The organism is Janthinobacterium sp. GW460-12-1-14-LB5 (assembly GCF_059423585.1).
The window spans coordinates 116,041-131,800 of sequence record NZ_JBWKYD010000013.1 but is presented as its reverse complement, the minus strand read 5'-3'; the positions used below and the strand labels follow the sequence as shown (position 1 = coordinate 131,800).

Sequence of the window (15,760 nt, the reverse complement as noted above, 5' to 3'; positions counted from 1 at the left end):
GCAGTATCTGCAGATGCCTCCGAATATAGCGAAGTAACATCACAGTCCTCCGATCGGCTGGGTTCCCCTGTACTTGTTCAGCCAGTGCGTATGAGCGCGTTTGCTTCTAGCCGATCACTCGGATTAGAGGATCTAAATAGCTTGATGAGTACCAGATACGTCAATGTGGTTGGTATCCTGGGCGATCCCGAATCGGGAAAAACGGCATGTTTGGCCAGTCTCTACCTGCTCGTATCGCATGCGATGTTGGACGGGTGGTCCTTCGCGGACAGCAGGAGCCTCGCAGCTTTTGAGGAGATCGCGGGTGGTGCTCGCGATTGGAACGACGGTCAAGCGCCGGAACAGATGACCGTCCACACTGAGTTGGCGGACGATCGTAGCCCGGGTTTCCTTCACCTCAGGCTTATCAGGCTTTCGGATGGGAGGCGTGTCGATCTGGCGCTACCTGACGTGCCGGGAGAATGGACACAGGAGCTTGTTACTACTGCGCGATCTGATAGGTTAGATTTTATAAAGTCAGCTGAGGTAATTTGGATTGTGCTTGATGGCCGCACTCTTGCCGACATCGAGAAGCGTCAAGGACTCATCGCTCGTGTGGGGCAGCTTGTAGGACGTTTGAATACTATGTTGGACGGTCGCGTACCACGATTGCTGATTGTGGTGACCCATCGTGATTTGCATATTGTTGGAGACGACGTGTCAAGTCGCCTGCAGAAGGAATTTATCCGACGCGGTGCGAAGGCTGAGATAGTGGGTATCGCCCCGTTCTCTGACCAACAAGACTTAGTACCGGCAGGATTCGGTATCGCCGAATTGATTGATATGACCGTAGGGAAACCGACGGAGCGACCAACCTTCTGGCAATCGACCGAGCCAACTGAGAGCGACCGCGCTTATCTGAGCTACAGGAGAGACCGATGAGCCGATCAATCATACTACTTGGCGGGCCTGACTCGGGAAAGACCAACTATATCGGTCGTCTATGGCGTGCCTTGGAGGATGGGACGGGGGCACTGCATGCGGCAGAACAGCCTGAAGACATCAAATTTGTACTCGAGGTCACTGATCACCTCTTCCAAGGAGGATTCGCACCTCGCTCTGAACACAGCGACACGCGTCGCGACTTCGAAGTCGTTGTCGCAGCGAAGAGGGACGGACCTCGATCACGGGTTATCGTGCCCGACATGTCGGGGGAGCTTTGGCGCAATGCCGTCATCGACAACGAAATTGCCCCAGACTGGATGGACGAACTGCGACGGGCGGACGCGGCGCTACTCTTCGTACGCGTTGATTCTGACCAAGACGTCCGGCCTCTCGACTGGGTGACGTCACGCAATATGCTGGAGAAGATCGGTGACGAGGAAGATCAGGGTCTTCCAACGCAGGTGATGTTGTGTGAGCTGATACGCTATCTCGAAGACTCACTTGCCGACCGGGAGGACGGTGGGCTTCCACGCCTCTCAGTTGTAGTCGCCGCATGGGATAGGGTCGATGCGGGCAAGTTCGAGCAAGGTCCCGTGGCCTATCTCGAGCGCGAATATCCACTCGTCGCTGGCAAGTTGGCCAACCTGGAGGATCTAGACGTTCAGATATTCGGCCTTAGTATCGTCGGTGGCGATCTGAAGCATGATCTTGCATATCGACAGGCTTTTCTAGAGGTGGGTCTTGACGGTCAAGGATGGGTTGCCGTGTGTGATGGAGATAAGTGGCGGAAGGATGCCGACGTCACCCTCCCGATTGCCTGGGCAGTGGGGCTTTGAAACTATGATCACCGCCGATGTACAGATCCACGGCTATCGCAAGGGGCACCAGCTTCTTGCGTCCTCCATCGTACTACCCAAGGACGATCAGGCGGTTGTGGATCGCCTCTCCGATGTGGCTGGCCCTTTACGTCCAAAGGAGCAATTCGTCCCCTACCTGTCTGCGTATCCACTGCCGAGTGGAACTCACTACGTCGTTGCCAGGACATGGCAGGATCTAGGCGTTCCTCGGGCCGGCTGTGTCCGGACCAAGAGCGTGCTGATCAATACTCTAGCCTGGTCCCGCAGTCCTCCGCTTATCTCCATCCTCCGTTTACTCAGTTCGGTCGAACTGCCGACTGAATCGGAGGCGATTTCAATGGAATTGGAGGAGACGCGTGACGAACCACTGCCTTCTGTTCCCCACTTCAGAGCAAGCGAGCTGCTTGAGGCGCTTTTTCTCGAAGAGCCGAGGCCAGTGGTGGTGTTTGACGCACCTGATCCCGAGCTGATCGCCTTGCGTCTACTTACCGCGTTGTGGCCAGACATCCGGCGGCGGTTCGCACTTTCGACATTCGCCCTGTCACCTCGAAAGGTCGGAGGCCGCGACCTTGATCTCGTCTTCGCGCCGTCAAATGCCAAGGCCAAGTTCTCTGACTGGCCAGGGCGGCGTGTAGACGGTCGCTCGTCGCAGAGTGATCGGCATAGGTGGACAGGGACGATCATGCGTCGTGTTTTCGAGGATACTGTACCGAAGCTGCTATCTGATCGTGAGATCGACCTGCTGGGCGAGCGTGACGCAGACAGCGCTGCTGCCCTTCGCGTAGCGCTGTTGTGGGACGAGCTACTTGAGAAGCTGAATCGAATGCCAACCGCTGCCTTGGGGCTGTTGGACATTGCAAACTCGGGGATGGTGAGCAACGCGGTGGCGGTGAAATCACTGGAACCTCGATTGGCCCAAGCTACACGCGAGGCAGCGAGCAGTCTTTCCCTTGATGACGCGTGGGACTTTGTTGGCGCAATTGCGCGGAAGATGCAGGGATATGACATGCCAGAGGGCCGGAAGGCGGTCGAGCAGTTGGCAGAACGTCTCGCTGAGCGTTCGCCAGATAGCGCGGTTACCCTGTTGCGACAGCCCGACCCCAAAGGAGCGATCGACGGCTTGATTCAGAGCATCGCAATAGGTCTCGGCAACGGATCGGCGCCGTACGTCGAGCAAATGCTTGCGCGGGCGCCGATGGACATCGTTGCTCGCCTTGTTTCACAAGGTGGAGCATTGACTCGTCGTGTCGCTGTGGATGACGGGCTCATCGAAAGGATGGGAATTGTCCTAGTTGAAGTCGACCGAGACCTTGCAGACAGGGCCGGGTTGATGCTGCTTCCCTTTCTAATCGATGATCATCAGCTGTCCGCCGCACTGCCAATCTTCGGCAGGCTCGATCAACAGGGCATCGCTGCAGAACTGCGTAGGCTGGGGGACGCCAACGACTTCCAGGCGAAACAACTTAGCGCCGTGCTCATTGACCGGGCGCGCGGAATCGGGAGCTTGCCGGCTGTTCGGGATGTCCTACTTTCGTTTGGCGCCTCGGCACGAAGAGATGGTTTGCTAGCACGAACAGTTGAGCCCATCGAAGAGGACATGCTTTGGATTCTGGACGAAAAGCGCCTTTCCAAAACGGAATCCAGTACGATGCTTGCAAGTACGCTTCAGCGCGCTGACAATGCGCAGTTCTCGGCTCTACTTTCCAACCGGGTGATCGGAGAGTGTGTGGTTGAGCGCTTGCCAGCAGACGCCATCGACCTGCTGGTGCGAGCATTGGAACAAGACAGTCTCTCCTTGAGCGTGTATATCCATGTTATCCGATCTGTAATCCCGAAGGTCGACGATGCGCTGAAGTTCGATATCGCGGGACGGGTGATAGGAAGGTGCCTGCGCCACCGGTTCGATGATCACGAAGTATCGCTTCTGTCCATGCTGCTCGGTATTCTCGGTGCTAGACTTGACGGAGGATGGGCAGCCAGGACGGGGTTGGAGCGTGGCATTGATGACGAGATTGCGAGTCGGAACCTTATCGCCTTTGATAAGGCTCCACCGGCCGCCCGTAGACGTATCGTTGAGGCTGTTGATGAAATTGCCCGCGCTCTGCATGGGCGACGCGCTATCGATCTGACTGAGATCGCTAGCAACGCCTGCGCTTCTCTTATGTTCGATGCGGAGAAGACATCGCGCAAAGCTTTAGTCGACGCAGCTGGCTGGCTCACACCATCACTGCTTCGTGCTCGTCATAAACCAGTCTCGCTTATGATCGCGGCCTTGTTTCCTATAGTCTATCTAGAATTGGCCAAGGCCAATGACGTATCTGATTTTTTGAGGTTCGTACCCCTTCTCGATTGGGATCGCAGCAAGATTGCGCGTCATGAGCTGGTCGAAGCATTCATGTCGTCTTCTTGGAGGCCAGGTGATCTAGCTCTGACTGCATGTCGATGTGATGATGTTGCCAAGGTCCTCAAACGGGTGGCGTGGTCTTATGGTGGCAAGGAGTACCTTGAGCGGATAGCGAATGACCTGGGACGTCTGGGCGAGAACAGTCAACGTTTGGTCAAACGTACGATTGCTGAAATCCGCTAAGGCAGATCCTACCAGTTTGATCTTTGAACCGCAGCTTCTCATCGGTCGAACTTCGGATCCAACTCAACTAACTGGAAAATCTCATTGGCAAGTATCCAGAGGATGACGATGCAAAATAAGGCTGATGACTTGGATACGCGATCATAAAATGCGCTTGGTGACGCCTTACGCGAGTGCCACTTTCCAGACTTACGGAGCTATAGGACCTAGTAATCGACATACATAGATTCGTCGGATGTTAGAGCGTGGCCGTCTCATGTCCAAATCGTCCTCGCTGGCATGCCGTGATTTGGAAAAGACGAGATGTGAGCTTCTTCAAAGCAGCAGAGGACTTCAGGACTGACACGTTGTCAGTCGGTGTCTTGGGAAACTCTCTGCCCCGCGGGGAGCGGGGCTTCTCAGTCTGAGAAGCGTGCGCGGATAGGCTAAGTTAGTTTATCCGCAGCCACCTTTAAGCTACCAACCTAGCATCTTAGCTTGCCCAGCCAAAATGCGAGTAATCTCAACCGAATCAGGAGAAAGGCGGGAACCGTTAGTGCGGTTGTTTACAACCAACTCTAAATGCGAACGGGCCGACATCACTGTAGGGACCGAGATTGTCTGTGCCGACGACGCTTCCGCTTGACTGAATTCGAAGTTCAGTGATAGTTGCTTGCTGTCTTGAATGCTGTTGAACATGTAAGCTCCGTTGTGTAAGCACACTTACCTGCACAAATTTATAAAAGTCATAAATTATACATGACTTAGGCACTGAACTTCAGTTTAGCAGAATGCTAAATTCATGCTCGTTCGTTACGAAAAAAATTACAAACTACGCAACAAGGTTGTCCAGAGTCAGCTTCTTTAAGACTCGTTCGCAGCACCAGAAGTTGTTCCACCAACGCTTGACGCCACGACAGGTGCGGCTACTGCGACAACAACTGGGCCGGGCGTCGTTGCCGGAAATTCCTCGTCGAAAAGCGTAGCGACCTTTACTTCGAAAACGCGATGTGGGTCGATGTATTCGTGAATAATTTTAATAGGATATTCGCCACTGATTGTCCTGTTCGGCACGAAGTCACCGTAGTCATTTTTCCGCGTCTCTCGTTGAAAAAAATCAGTGTACATGCGCGGTCCTACGCCAGAAAAATGAACAAATCTTAGTCTTGTATGCTGGACCGGTGGATTCGTGGCGGAGTCATTGTCGTGATCTAAAACCTCAATTGCATCTTTATGCGCTTCGGGAGCGAGGCTTTTTTCGTAAGGTTCGATATAGAAAACTTTATCTATTCCAGCAGCGATGATATGTCGAGCGCAGTTATGACAAGGAAACGTTGTTGCGTACAGACTTCCCCCTACCGTCGAGCCGCCACCGCCCCGGGTCAACGATATAAGTGCATCCATCTCGGCGTGCACTGCGCGCGAGAACTCGATTAGATCGGGAATGCCAGATTGCTCGTAGACGAAGTTAGCAATGGCCTCGACGTTCGCATCTGCAATCGTTGCCATCTCCGGGTCTTTGAAAACCTCAGCAAACTTAGTTTCAATCCCGAGCCTTATTTTTGCGAATCTACGCTTTTTTTCCGCGTTGTTTTCGCAAATCTTGTGTGTCTTGAAACACCGATCATCCGTAGGATTTTCAGAACTATAAAGCCCACCTTTGTACTGCGGAACGTCATTGGTACCCACCGCGATCAGCCTGCCGGCAATATCTGTAATCGAAGCACCAACCTGCCGAGATAGACAACTGGATTTCATGGCTGTTGAGTAGGCGACGTACATGGCATGCTCATGCTTAGTAGGGGTAATCGCGTTGTCGCCATGTGTCAAATGTATGAAACGTTCGACCTGATCTGGAACCGCTTTTTCCACTCCTAATGGGTGGTGAATAAAGTAATCGGCAAGCTTAAACGCCTTCTCCAGTTGTTGGCCAAATTTGTGTCCCTCCTTACGGTCACGATTGACGACGTGTTCGATCAACTCAGGAGTCAGACCTTCGTCCTCTAGACGCGTCTTCCGGTTGGCCTCCAAACTCATAACCCCAACCAAGTAAAAATTATTCCGGTAGACCGTACGGAGTAATACAACCTCATCGGGATGTTTAATTTGATCGATAATGTAGGCAATCCTTGGCGGCTCTTTTGTTAAATCTTTCAAATCTGGGTCAATCGCAAGGCGATTTCGACCAATCTGATTGATAGCGTACTTGGCCATAATTTCATGTCCGTAGAGTCTGCGCAATTCGTTTCCGCCACTCTGGTACTTGAGATACCGATTTTCCATGTCCGATGCAGGTACTGTCACCGTCTGATTTTGGATCTGAGAGGCTATGAAAGTACTCATCTTTACACGGACGACTTGGTATCCGAGCTTGATCAGCTGTACTTCGAACTCAGTGACAATGCGCGCTAAGCCACAACCTACAGCGCCCATCACTCCAATCACAAACTCCTTTGACGCACGGCTTTCCAGAAGACCCACAATGGATCCGCTCGCCTTGCCGCTCGTTTTCATAGGGGGTTCTTTAATCTGTGCGCTCATCAATTTCTCAAGAAAATTCTACGATGACAATTATGTCGGGATTTTATTAATTATTAGAAAATAAAATTATTTTACCGTAATTTCTAATTATTAGTAATTGCAGCGTTTTCGTGGCATTGATTGTATAAAATCGTTTTTTCAGACCGCGTATTTTTCTATGGCCCAGCTCGTACGACTTATGTGATCACCGATCTTTGAGCAGTCAGGAGCGATCAAACGCTGACCTACCGCTTGCTAGAAAATTCGGACTATCTGCGTTGCTTTTGCTCGACTAGAGCCGTGCGGCGTTGTCCGGCAGAGGTTAGAGCATTCTAAGGTGAGCATGCCTTACTGGTCTTTACACTGAACGTAACGAGCGCTAGAGGAAATTCATCAGCGAACTATTCAAAATATAAGGCAGTCACAAGTCGTTTTTTTCGGTATTGTGCTTCAGCTTGACGAGCCAGTTTTCGCAACTAGACTGTTAGATCAATACAGGATATTGACTGAGGCGGCACTATCCAAGTAGGACTGGAACGATGAGGCGCGCACCAATTACAGTCGATGATATTTGTCGATGGAAGAGTCAAGGCTTGGGACTAGGAGAGGGTGCAGCCTACAAGCCTTGGATTGATGTTCGATGCTTTTCGTCCAAGGGACGCATGTGTCGTCCTCCAAGTGTGACAACTAGCCGGGTTCATCATCTATTTTCCGATAACGAAAGTTACTTTTTTCTGATGGCGGATTACGCCATTCCGGTTGTGGATATCCGCGAGCAATTTCCGTTGCTCCCCGAAAGGCGTACTCAAGCAATAGCGTCGGCTCTAGGAATTCAGCATCCAAAGTATCCACACAGCGCGACTCCAATTGTGATGACGACTGACTTTCTCCTTACTGTTGTCAGCTCTTCCGGCGTGCGTTCATACGTTGCATGGAGTATCAAGAGTCCAGAGGAGTTGCGCGGCAGAAATCGACGAAGTGTGCTGGCTAAGCTAGAGATTGAGAGGCGGTACTGGCTTGAGCGGGGTGTGCCGTGGAGACTATTTACCACCAATGAGTTCGATCAGATAGTGATCGACAATCTCGACTGGCTAAGTTATTTGAACGTTGAGGACGATATAGACGATGCAGTGATCATACGGTTACTGCCCTCATTTTTGAGCAGTTTCGCTAGTTTTTCATCGCAAGGCTTGATCCTTAAAGAGCTGTTGCATGCATGCGCTGGTGCCCTTGGAACCGATATGACTCAGAAGTTGGCCACCAAAATGTTTCGTCACGGTGTTTGGCATCATTTGATTGAACTGGATCTTCGCGTGCCGGTTGGATTGCAGAGGATTCCTTCGTTTTTTTCGGTAAAAACAGTCCCGACGGTAGCTTCGCGACGAGAGTGCAATGATGGAACTCCTTCAGCCAGTTGAGGTGTTCGAGCAAGTGCCTGAAGGTGCTCCGACGGGCTTCACCTGTCCGCAACGAGTGCTATGGGTCGCGCCTCAGGAGGACCTCCTGATTGTCATTGGCGTGGAGAAAAATCTGAAAAAGCCGATGACTTACTCCCTTCACGAAATCATGGAACTTCTTGAAAAAGGGAGGTTGCATCGGACTGAGATCAAACTCAGGCCGTATGTGTTTCAAGCTGAAAAATCAATCTTGCGCAGGAGTTTGGATATCCGAGATCATGCATGGAAAATCATCGCGCCACTTGTCAGCGATGAGCATATCCCAGACATCTACTTACCGCAGACTCGGGGAATATTAATTGCAAGACGTGCTGCGCAACTGGGGCTCCATCGAAAGCAGGTATATCGCCCTTTGTACCGATACTGGGCTCATGGAAGCTGCATCGATGCGCTGATTGGCTGCTACGACCTGAGCGGTGGTGCGGGAACGGTCCAGCAACCTCAGACACGAAAGCGCGGCCGCCTGCCCGACAGGGTCAAATTCAATAACCATGACACGTCGCTCCTTGGCCCATCGACTGCCGACGTGCGCAAGAAGATCGAGGCGGGTATTGCTGAGTTTCTCAAGCCTGGCGTGACGAAGAAAAAAGCATGGGAGGATACTAAGAAAAAATATTTCAAGAAGGGAGATATCGTCCAAGGAAAATTGTTGATTCCAGTGCCGCCGGAAGCGCATGAAGCTCCCTCGCTTTTTCAGTTTTGTAACGTCGTCAAAGCACTGGACTGGGACCTTTCGCTGACCCGAAAAAACATGAGCGCGTCAACGTGGTACCTGAAACATCGCGGCGTCCTGGGCACCTCTCGACACCGTGTATTCGGACCAGCAGCCCGATTTGAGATCGATGCAACAATTGTGGACGTATATCTGGTGTCTGTGTTCAATCGGGCATGGATTATTGGGCGCCCAGTTCTGTATGTGGTCATCGACACATTTTCCCGGATGGTGGTTGGATTTTATCTTGGACTGGAAGGGCCAAGCTGGGAGGGGGCACGGCTGGCGTTGTTCAATGCATTTTCAGATAAGGTTGAGTTTTGCCGCCAGTTCGGCCTCGACATTAGTGACCAACTGTGGCCTTGTCATCATCTGCCTCACAAGGTTCTTGGCGACAACGGTGAAATGAAGTCCAAAGCTTCTGATAACCTGCCCAAGAGCTTGGGGATCACCGTTCAAAATGCTGCAGTCCGGAGGGCAGATTGGAAATCCAACGTTGAGCAACAGTTCAACCTTGTGAACAATCATACGATCCATTTTGAACCAGGTGCCCTCAATCCACGGCTTGATGACGTTCAAAGGCGCCACTGCCTCCTTGACGCGTGCCTGACAATCCGAGACCTAACGCAAATATTGATTCGTCGCCTGATCAAGTACAACCTGTCTTCCTATCAAGCGCATGCGTTACCTCAGGAAATGCTCGGTGCAAATATGACGGACGCGACTCCGTTGTCTGTCTGGAACTGGGGAATGGAAAACTTGACAGGTAGTGGCAATGCTATCGAGAAGCAGAGAGTATGGACGAAGCTTTTACCCAGCGCCATGGCATCCATACGCCGCGATGGCATCTATTTTCAAGGCCGGCATTACGCCAGCGAGCGTGCGTTGCGCGAGGAATGGTTTGCGCGATCAAGAACTCGGGGGAAAGTTGTTCCAATCGAGATTCGCTTTGTTCCTTACTCGCCTGGATACATATGGATTCTCAATGAACAGTCGCGTGAGTGGGAGCCGTGTGAGTTGTTGGATCGGGATGAACAATATCGTTTGGCGCGTGTCGAAGAAATGCTTGATCGCGCAAAGTTACTGGGTATGGAGGCCGATCGCAAGGCATCTGAAGTAGGTCAGGCCTTTGCGGCGTTCGATGCGCAGTGCGATGCCATTACCAAGTCTGCGAAGAACGCGGCAGCCAATGCTAAGCGTGGTCTGACCAAGACCGAGAAGACCGCGAACATTGACGATAATCGAGCTTTTGAAAAAATTGCCGAGCGCGTGGAACATGCCCGCGAGGCGGCACAATCGTATTGCAGTGAGGCCGCACGTAGCAATGTGATCCCGCTACGACAAGACATGCTGAAGCATAATCCGCTCGATGACGTGTGGGACTTGTCGTGAGGTTAAAGGTTCGCATAGGCTAAAGCGCTTTGCCCGCTGCTGGAGATAGCAATGAGCTCAAATAGTTTTTCGCCATCGTATATCGATCAGAATATTGCAGAATACCGGGACAACCCTCTCATTGAGGCGCTTCCTCCGATTCTGAGCGAAAAGGCTGCGGCGAAAGCAATGTTACTGCGGCCGTCTTTTCAGCCGGAGGAACGCAATCTACCAACTGAAGAGCGCTGGCACCTCTTGGCACGTCTTAAACATGTCGTCGTGCCCCGGATGATTTTTTACGACGTAGAGCGCACCATCTCGCGTTTGATTCGCTCTGGATATGTCGTTCGCAGTCCCCTTGCAGCGGGAACGTGGCGCACAGTGTATGCCGCGCAAGATTCGGCCCAATTGATGAAAATAGATCCACAGCTCATCTCGTCTGAGTCCCAGATGTTGATGGTTGGTTTGAGCGGTTCAGGGAAGACAACCTGTGCCGACGCTATCCTGCGCACCTATCCGCAGCAGGTCATTCATCACAGCGTCTGGCACGGCCGGCAAGTGCCTATTACCCAACTGGTCTGGTTGAAAGTTACTTGTCCGAAAAATGGCTCAATATCGAGCTTCTGCCGGGAATTCGCTCGCCAGGTCGACCTAGCATTAAAGACGGATGGCAAGTATGAAAAACTGTTCTCCAAATCGAAGCTGACAGAAGACATGCTTGAGGGTTCAATGCGCCAGATCGCCGCAACCCACTTTCTGGGTATTCTGATCATTGACGAAATACAGCGTCTCAGCCTTGCCAAGACTGGTGGCACGGCACCGTTATTGCACTTTTTCCAGGACCTTCGGACTATGCTGCGTGTACCAGTGGTGGAAATTGGAACCAATAAGGCAGCGAAACTGTTTACCGCTGAGATGAAGGACGGTCGGCGTGCGTCCGAAAGCGGGCTCATCCAATTCGAACGTCCTTCAAAACGCGTCAAGGAGTGGGATGACTTTGTGCGTCGCATATGGACGTATCAGTGGATTCGTAATCCGCAAGAACCAGATGAAAAAATGCTCGACACAGTCTTCGATTTGAGTCAAAGCATTCCCGATTTTATCGTTTTGTTGTTTAAGCTAGCCCAGCAACGTGCCATGCTCGATGGTACCGAATCGCTGACGCCCGCGCTTTTGCGTCACACATACGACGAGAGCCTTACCTTGCTGCATCCACCGATTAACGCTCTTCGTGAAAACACAGTGAAGTCACTATCTCAGTATGAGGATTTGCTTCCGGTGGAAGAGGCCTTGCTTAAATTGCTGGAGCTGCCAAAACATATCACTGTTGTAGACAACTATATGGAAAAACTATTCCCTACGGCGATCCCATCGAATAGCCAGACAATGCCCCCTGACGGCGTCGTTGGTGATGCGGTGACAGTAGATGCTCACGATGATGGGCAGCCAGTTGCACCTGCTATTACGGTGCAGCCGCCTGATTACGTCGATATGCGGTCGGTTGCTAACGCAGATGACCCATATCAGGAACTGGTGGATAAGGAGGTGATTAGCAATGACCTGCTCAATTTTGAGAGCCGCGCGCGATAATTGTGATCCAGCGTTCATTGCGCTCCATAAACTGCCAGGAGTGCCCGGCGCGACTGCCGTACCCGAGGAGAGCGTTTTCGGGATCGCCTCCAGATACCACGTGCTTACCGGACACCAGGCCGCTGGAGCCACATTGATTGAACTATTGGGTAAACGAAACGTGAGCTTGAATACTGCGTTTCCAAGCGGCTTGCAGGTGATGTGCCGGCGTCTTGCGCTCCCAGGCGATTCAATCCAGGATATCATCGAGCATCATACGATTCTTCCCTATTTCCGGTCATTCACCCAGACGCTGCATTACCGTCAAATTACACAGAAAGTTGCTGATGGTTTTGCCGGAAATGCCAAGATTTCATTGGGGCTTCTGGCCAGCCGGGTTGGTGCACAGGACATACTTCGTTACTGCCCTGCGTGTGTGGAGGCGGACCTGGAAACAATCGGCGTAGCGACATGGTACCGCGTCCACCAGTTGCCCGGAGTGCTCATTTGTCCTTACCATGGAGAGCTACTGAACGAGAGCTTCTGCTTGGCCCAGAGGCTCATGCGTCAGCAATTATTTCTGCCGGCCCTGGGTGGGCAAGGATTTGCCCGTTGCTGTATTGGCGCAGCAGGTGTTGCGGCGATCCGTAGCCTTCAGTTGGTGGCAGGGCTCAGTGCACAAATTCTTTCACTTGACGACAGGCCTTTCAATGCTATTGGGCTGCGAAACGAATATGCTGCTCGGTTGGTTGATCGAGGCCTCGCCTCATCACCGTCGAGAATGCGCCGGGCGGAGTTAAGTAGGGAATTTGCTGCGTTCTGGAGCAGTTTGAAGGATATATCGCCGTTTTCTAGCCTTCTGGCCGGCTGCGACCAAGACGAGTCCTGGCTAGTGGGGCTTTGCAGAAAACCAAGGTGTACTCATCATCCTTTGAAACATATACTTTTGATCGGTTTCCTCGCCAAGGACGCAGCCTCATTCTTCGGAACATCTATGCGACGGCTACCTATTCTTGCCGGTACTTTGCGTATGAAAAAAACTGAGCTGAGCGATTGTAAAATTGTGGAACTGCTTGAGCATGGTACCTCGGTGAGGCAGGTAGCCAGCGTGTTGAACTGGTCTACGAATACACTACTCGTGAAAGCGGAAAAAGCAGGTGCACTGATAAAGCGTAGACCAAAGAAAATTGATGCCGGTCTTCGCGTACAGGTTCGACGCATGTTGGCAACAGGTGAGTCGATTACTGGAATCATGCATGCCGCGAATCTTTCGGCAGCCTCTGTCCATCGTCTGTTGGGTGGTGATCGGGCAACGCACCAGGAACGCGTGGTTCAATTGCGCAGACGCCGACAACAGCAGGCAAGGGAAAGCGTAAATGCGGTGCTGCTGGAGAACCCTGCTGCTGGCTTCAATGCGGTACGGGCAAGCGTTTCAGCGGATTTCTCTTGGCTGTATCGCAATGACCACGAATGGCTTGAGGATCGCTTGCAACCACACGCAAGAGCTAGGCCCAATAAAAAAAACCTCATTGATTGGCTGGAACGCGATCTGCGCACGAGCAGGCAGGTTGAGGAGGCTGCTGCTGAAATTTTGCATGCGCCAGGCAAGCCTATACGAGTGACGCGCAATGAAATTGGCCGGCGCACAGCCCAACCCTCTTGGCTCGATAAGCACTTGACTAAACTACCATCAACGAAAGCTGTTTTGCACGCCGTCATCGAATCGCCAGAGGCGTTCCGGGACCGACGACTTCGGTGGTGGTCACGTGAACTGGCAACTCGTAGTCCGTATGAGCCTGTGGCAGATTGGAAAATTGCTCGCGCTGCTGGTGTGCGCCACCTTTAGGATGGCGAACGGTGTTTGTAAAAACCGCGCCCGGCGGAAAAAAATTGTCGCTCAGGACACGGCCCTTGCCAGTTTCGATCGATACCATACCTCGCTAAAGTCGCCATGATCGTTCCTTCAGTAAGCACCGTGGACGCGTCGAGGGTCTGAAAAAAATTGTAGAGCTCTATTGAGCGATGGTATTCCACCCCAGATGCCGCCTTGATGACACTTGGCGACGCTTGTCTGTGATGAAGGATAGCCCACACCATGCGGCGTGCATAAAAATGCCAATTCGATTCAAGACACTCTTTCATCATTCGGCAGGTTGACGGATGGTTCGTAGCTTCGCCGCCTGGGCGCCATTCGATAGCCCGTTCCAGCCGGTTTCGGCTAACTCGGCTTGGCTTCTCGACTGAGGCATATAACCGTTGCGCTGCTTCGTCGACTCTTTTCGCGCGCTCTTCGTCTTTTGGATGAGGGGTCAATGCGGTTTTTTTGGGAGCGGTTTGACGAGGTTTAAGCTTTGCGAGACGGCTTTTTAGTTGAACTATTGCATCTGGATTGAGCTTGGTCAGCAGCTTCATTTTTCCATAATTGGTGCGCCATAATATTTCGAGTGAACATTCTGGCGTACCTTGAGCTGCGCGTAGCATTTCCCGCATCAATTCTTGCGTTCGTTTGGCATGCGTTTGCTCGGGCGGTTGGGATGTGTTTGCACGCCGACCTGTTTTTGAGCGAATCTTCTCATGACTGACATTGTCGCCCAACAACCCGGCACGAACTTGCATAGCGTTCTGAGCAAAAGACTCTGCATCACGAAATAGGAAATGAGCAACAAGAAGGTGGCGGCTTAACGGAACTTCGGTGACATATCTTTCATTGATCAGATTAAACCAACCTGTGAGGCGCTTCTTTTTATAAGCAGAGTCGATGCTGGAGAGGAAAATCGCGCCGTAGAATTTTTCAATTTCTTCGAAAAGTCGCACCCGATGAATATTCTCGCCCCGAGTGTAGCCCAGTTCGTGTGCGCGCTTCTTATAGCATGTGATGAGCATAATCGGTTGAAGCGGACCGATGCTTAAGTCCAGAAGACGAGCTGTAAATCTGGCATACGACAGCGCAACAGCATCATCCGTTTTTTCTTCAGCGGACGCGAAATCAATCAAATATCGACTGCATCTGCAAGGTTTCCACAAGCTGAGTACCAGTTCCTTTTGTCGGTTGAACGGGCATTCGCAATAGGGGCATTTATAAATCAACTCTGCCGCGTGCTTTGCGCAAACGCACACTCCCGGCACTTGGTGAGACAGATGGATGAACGGCACCCCGAAGCGTCGAATGTCTTCATGTACGCATTGCAAGCAAAGTCGTGTCTTGTCACCCACGTTTCGCTTTGGCGCCAACACTGGATCTCGTTGAGCTTGTCGCGGCCGTTGCGGCAAATTATCCGGATTGGCAACAGCCATTTTTCCCTTGCGTGGAGATTGCTTGAATTCCAGAGCGGTGAATGTTTCAAACAACGGAAATAGCGTCTTGGTCTGAAGAAAGTGTTTAGTATTGATTACTACATTCCCTTCGATCATGTTGGCGAGGATGGAAATATGAGAAGGAATGCTAGTATTAAGGTTGAACGGCATGCATTGAAATAGCTCTCGATAGATTTCCGTCGTAGTTCGGTTTGCGCTTGTGATGTGATAACGGCCGATTTCTGAAATTAAAACCTCGTCTGGAAGATATGGGGCACACAGGCATGCGTGCTTTATTGATGAGGAAGGAGGCCCGTAGGACTCGCCGGCTACCTCGCTGGCCGGTTTGCGGACAGTCGTGGAGGGCAATACCTCGCGGTGAGAGGCTTGTGTCATAGTTTACAGTCGAGTCAAACCACCCGTGGCATGGACTACATCAGTACACTTTAGGAAGTCTTGCTCGATCTAGCAAGCGCGGCAACCGTGTGAC

9 protein-coding genes are annotated in these 15,760 nt (G+C 51.9%); 7 read left to right on the top strand and 2 right to left on the bottom strand.

Annotation, left to right across the window (positions count from 1 at the left end; genetic code table 11):
- Nucleotides 1-144: 144 nt before the first annotated feature.
- The 3 genes from AC07X6_RS15340 to AC07X6_RS15330 are packed head-to-tail and all read left to right on the top strand — an operon-like array spanning nt 145 to nt 4,368.
- Nucleotides 145-921 carry a TRAFAC clade GTPase domain-containing protein gene (locus tag AC07X6_RS15340; protein ID WP_494791561.1) on the top strand — a complete coding sequence of 259 codons (777 nt, stop codon included), beginning with the start codon at nt 145-147 and terminating at the stop codon, nt 919-921.
- Nucleotides 918-1,760: a TRAFAC clade GTPase domain-containing protein gene (locus AC07X6_RS15335; RefSeq protein WP_494791530.1), complete on the top strand. Its 843-nt coding sequence runs from the start codon at nt 918-920 to the stop codon at nt 1,758-1,760. Before AC07X6_RS15340 ends, AC07X6_RS15335 begins: the two co-directional genes overlap by 4 nt.
- A 4-nt stretch (nt 1,761-1,764) precedes the next feature.
- Nucleotides 1,765-4,368 (top strand): GAP1-N1 domain-containing protein, encoded by a 2,604-nt coding sequence (locus AC07X6_RS15330; RefSeq protein ID WP_494791529.1) that lies wholly within the window; start codon nt 1,765-1,767, stop codon nt 4,366-4,368.
- A gap of 843 nt (nt 4,369-5,211) precedes the next feature.
- Here AC07X6_RS15330 and AC07X6_RS15325 read toward each other — a convergent pair.
- Complete coding sequence (locus tag AC07X6_RS15325) at nt 5,212-6,888, bottom strand: anti-phage dCTP deaminase (RefSeq protein ID WP_494791528.1); 1,677 nt, start codon at nt 6,886-6,888, stop codon at nt 5,212-5,214.
- Nucleotides 6,889-7,406: 518 nt separating this feature from the next.
- Between AC07X6_RS15325 and AC07X6_RS15320 the strand changes: the two genes are divergently transcribed.
- The 4 genes from AC07X6_RS15320 to AC07X6_RS15305 are packed head-to-tail and all read left to right on the top strand — an operon-like array spanning nt 7,407 to nt 13,822.
- On the top strand, nt 7,407-8,285 hold the full coding sequence (locus tag AC07X6_RS15320) for a TnsA endonuclease N-terminal domain-containing protein (RefSeq protein ID WP_494791527.1): 879 nt from the start codon (nt 7,407-7,409) through the stop codon (nt 8,283-8,285).
- Nucleotides 8,260-10,428, top strand: coding sequence for a TnsB C-terminal domain-containing protein (locus tag AC07X6_RS15315; protein ID WP_494791526.1), 2,169 nt, complete (start codon nt 8,260-8,262; stop codon nt 10,426-10,428). The genes AC07X6_RS15320 and AC07X6_RS15315 overlap by 26 nt, the downstream gene beginning before the upstream one ends.
- A gap of 51 nt (nt 10,429-10,479) precedes the next feature.
- Nucleotides 10,480-11,997 (top strand): ATP-binding protein, encoded by a 1,518-nt coding sequence (locus tag AC07X6_RS15310; RefSeq protein ID WP_494791525.1) that lies wholly within the window; start codon nt 10,480-10,482, stop codon nt 11,995-11,997.
- Complete coding sequence (locus AC07X6_RS15305) at nt 11,963-13,822, top strand: TnsD family Tn7-like transposition protein (protein WP_494791524.1); 1,860 nt, start codon at nt 11,963-11,965, stop codon at nt 13,820-13,822. The genes AC07X6_RS15310 and AC07X6_RS15305 overlap by 35 nt, the downstream gene beginning before the upstream one ends.
- On the opposite strand, the gene AC07X6_RS15300 is transcribed toward AC07X6_RS15305, so the two are convergent.
- The gene (locus tag AC07X6_RS15300) at nt 13,819-15,666 is read right to left on the bottom strand and encodes a TnsD family Tn7-like transposition protein (protein WP_494791523.1); all 1,848 of its coding nucleotides are present in this window, start codon (nt 15,664-15,666) and stop codon (nt 13,819-13,821) included. The genes AC07X6_RS15305 and AC07X6_RS15300 overlap by 4 nt on opposite strands.
- Between the last annotated feature and the right edge of the window lie 94 nt (nt 15,667-15,760).

Bases quoted from the DNA above. Each gene is read 5' to 3' on its own strand.
- AC07X6_RS15325 (WP_494791528.1), bottom strand. From the start codon at position 6,888: ATGAGCGCACAGATTAAAGAACCCCCTATGAAAACGAGCGGCAAGGCG.
- AC07X6_RS15310 (WP_494791525.1), top strand. From the start codon at position 10,480: ATGAGCTCAAATAGTTTTTCGCCATCGTATATCGATCAGAATATTGCA.
- AC07X6_RS15335 (WP_494791530.1), top strand. From the start codon at position 918: ATGAGCCGATCAATCATACTACTTGGCGGGCCTGACTCGGGAAAGACC.
- AC07X6_RS15340 (WP_494791561.1), top strand. From the start codon at position 145: ATGAGTACCAGATACGTCAATGTGGTTGGTATCCTGGGCGATCCCGAA.
- AC07X6_RS15330 (WP_494791529.1), top strand. From the start codon at position 1,765: ATGATCACCGCCGATGTACAGATCCACGGCTATCGCAAGGGGCACCAG.
- AC07X6_RS15315 (WP_494791526.1), top strand. From the start codon at position 8,260: ATGATGGAACTCCTTCAGCCAGTTGAGGTGTTCGAGCAAGTGCCTGAA.
- AC07X6_RS15305 (WP_494791524.1), top strand. From the start codon at position 11,963: ATGACCTGCTCAATTTTGAGAGCCGCGCGCGATAATTGTGATCCAGCG.
- AC07X6_RS15300 (WP_494791523.1), bottom strand. From the start codon at position 15,666: ATGACACAAGCCTCTCACCGCGAGGTATTGCCCTCCACGACTGTCCGC.
- AC07X6_RS15320 (WP_494791527.1), top strand. From the start codon at position 7,407: ATGAGGCGCGCACCAATTACAGTCGATGATATTTGTCGATGGAAGAGT.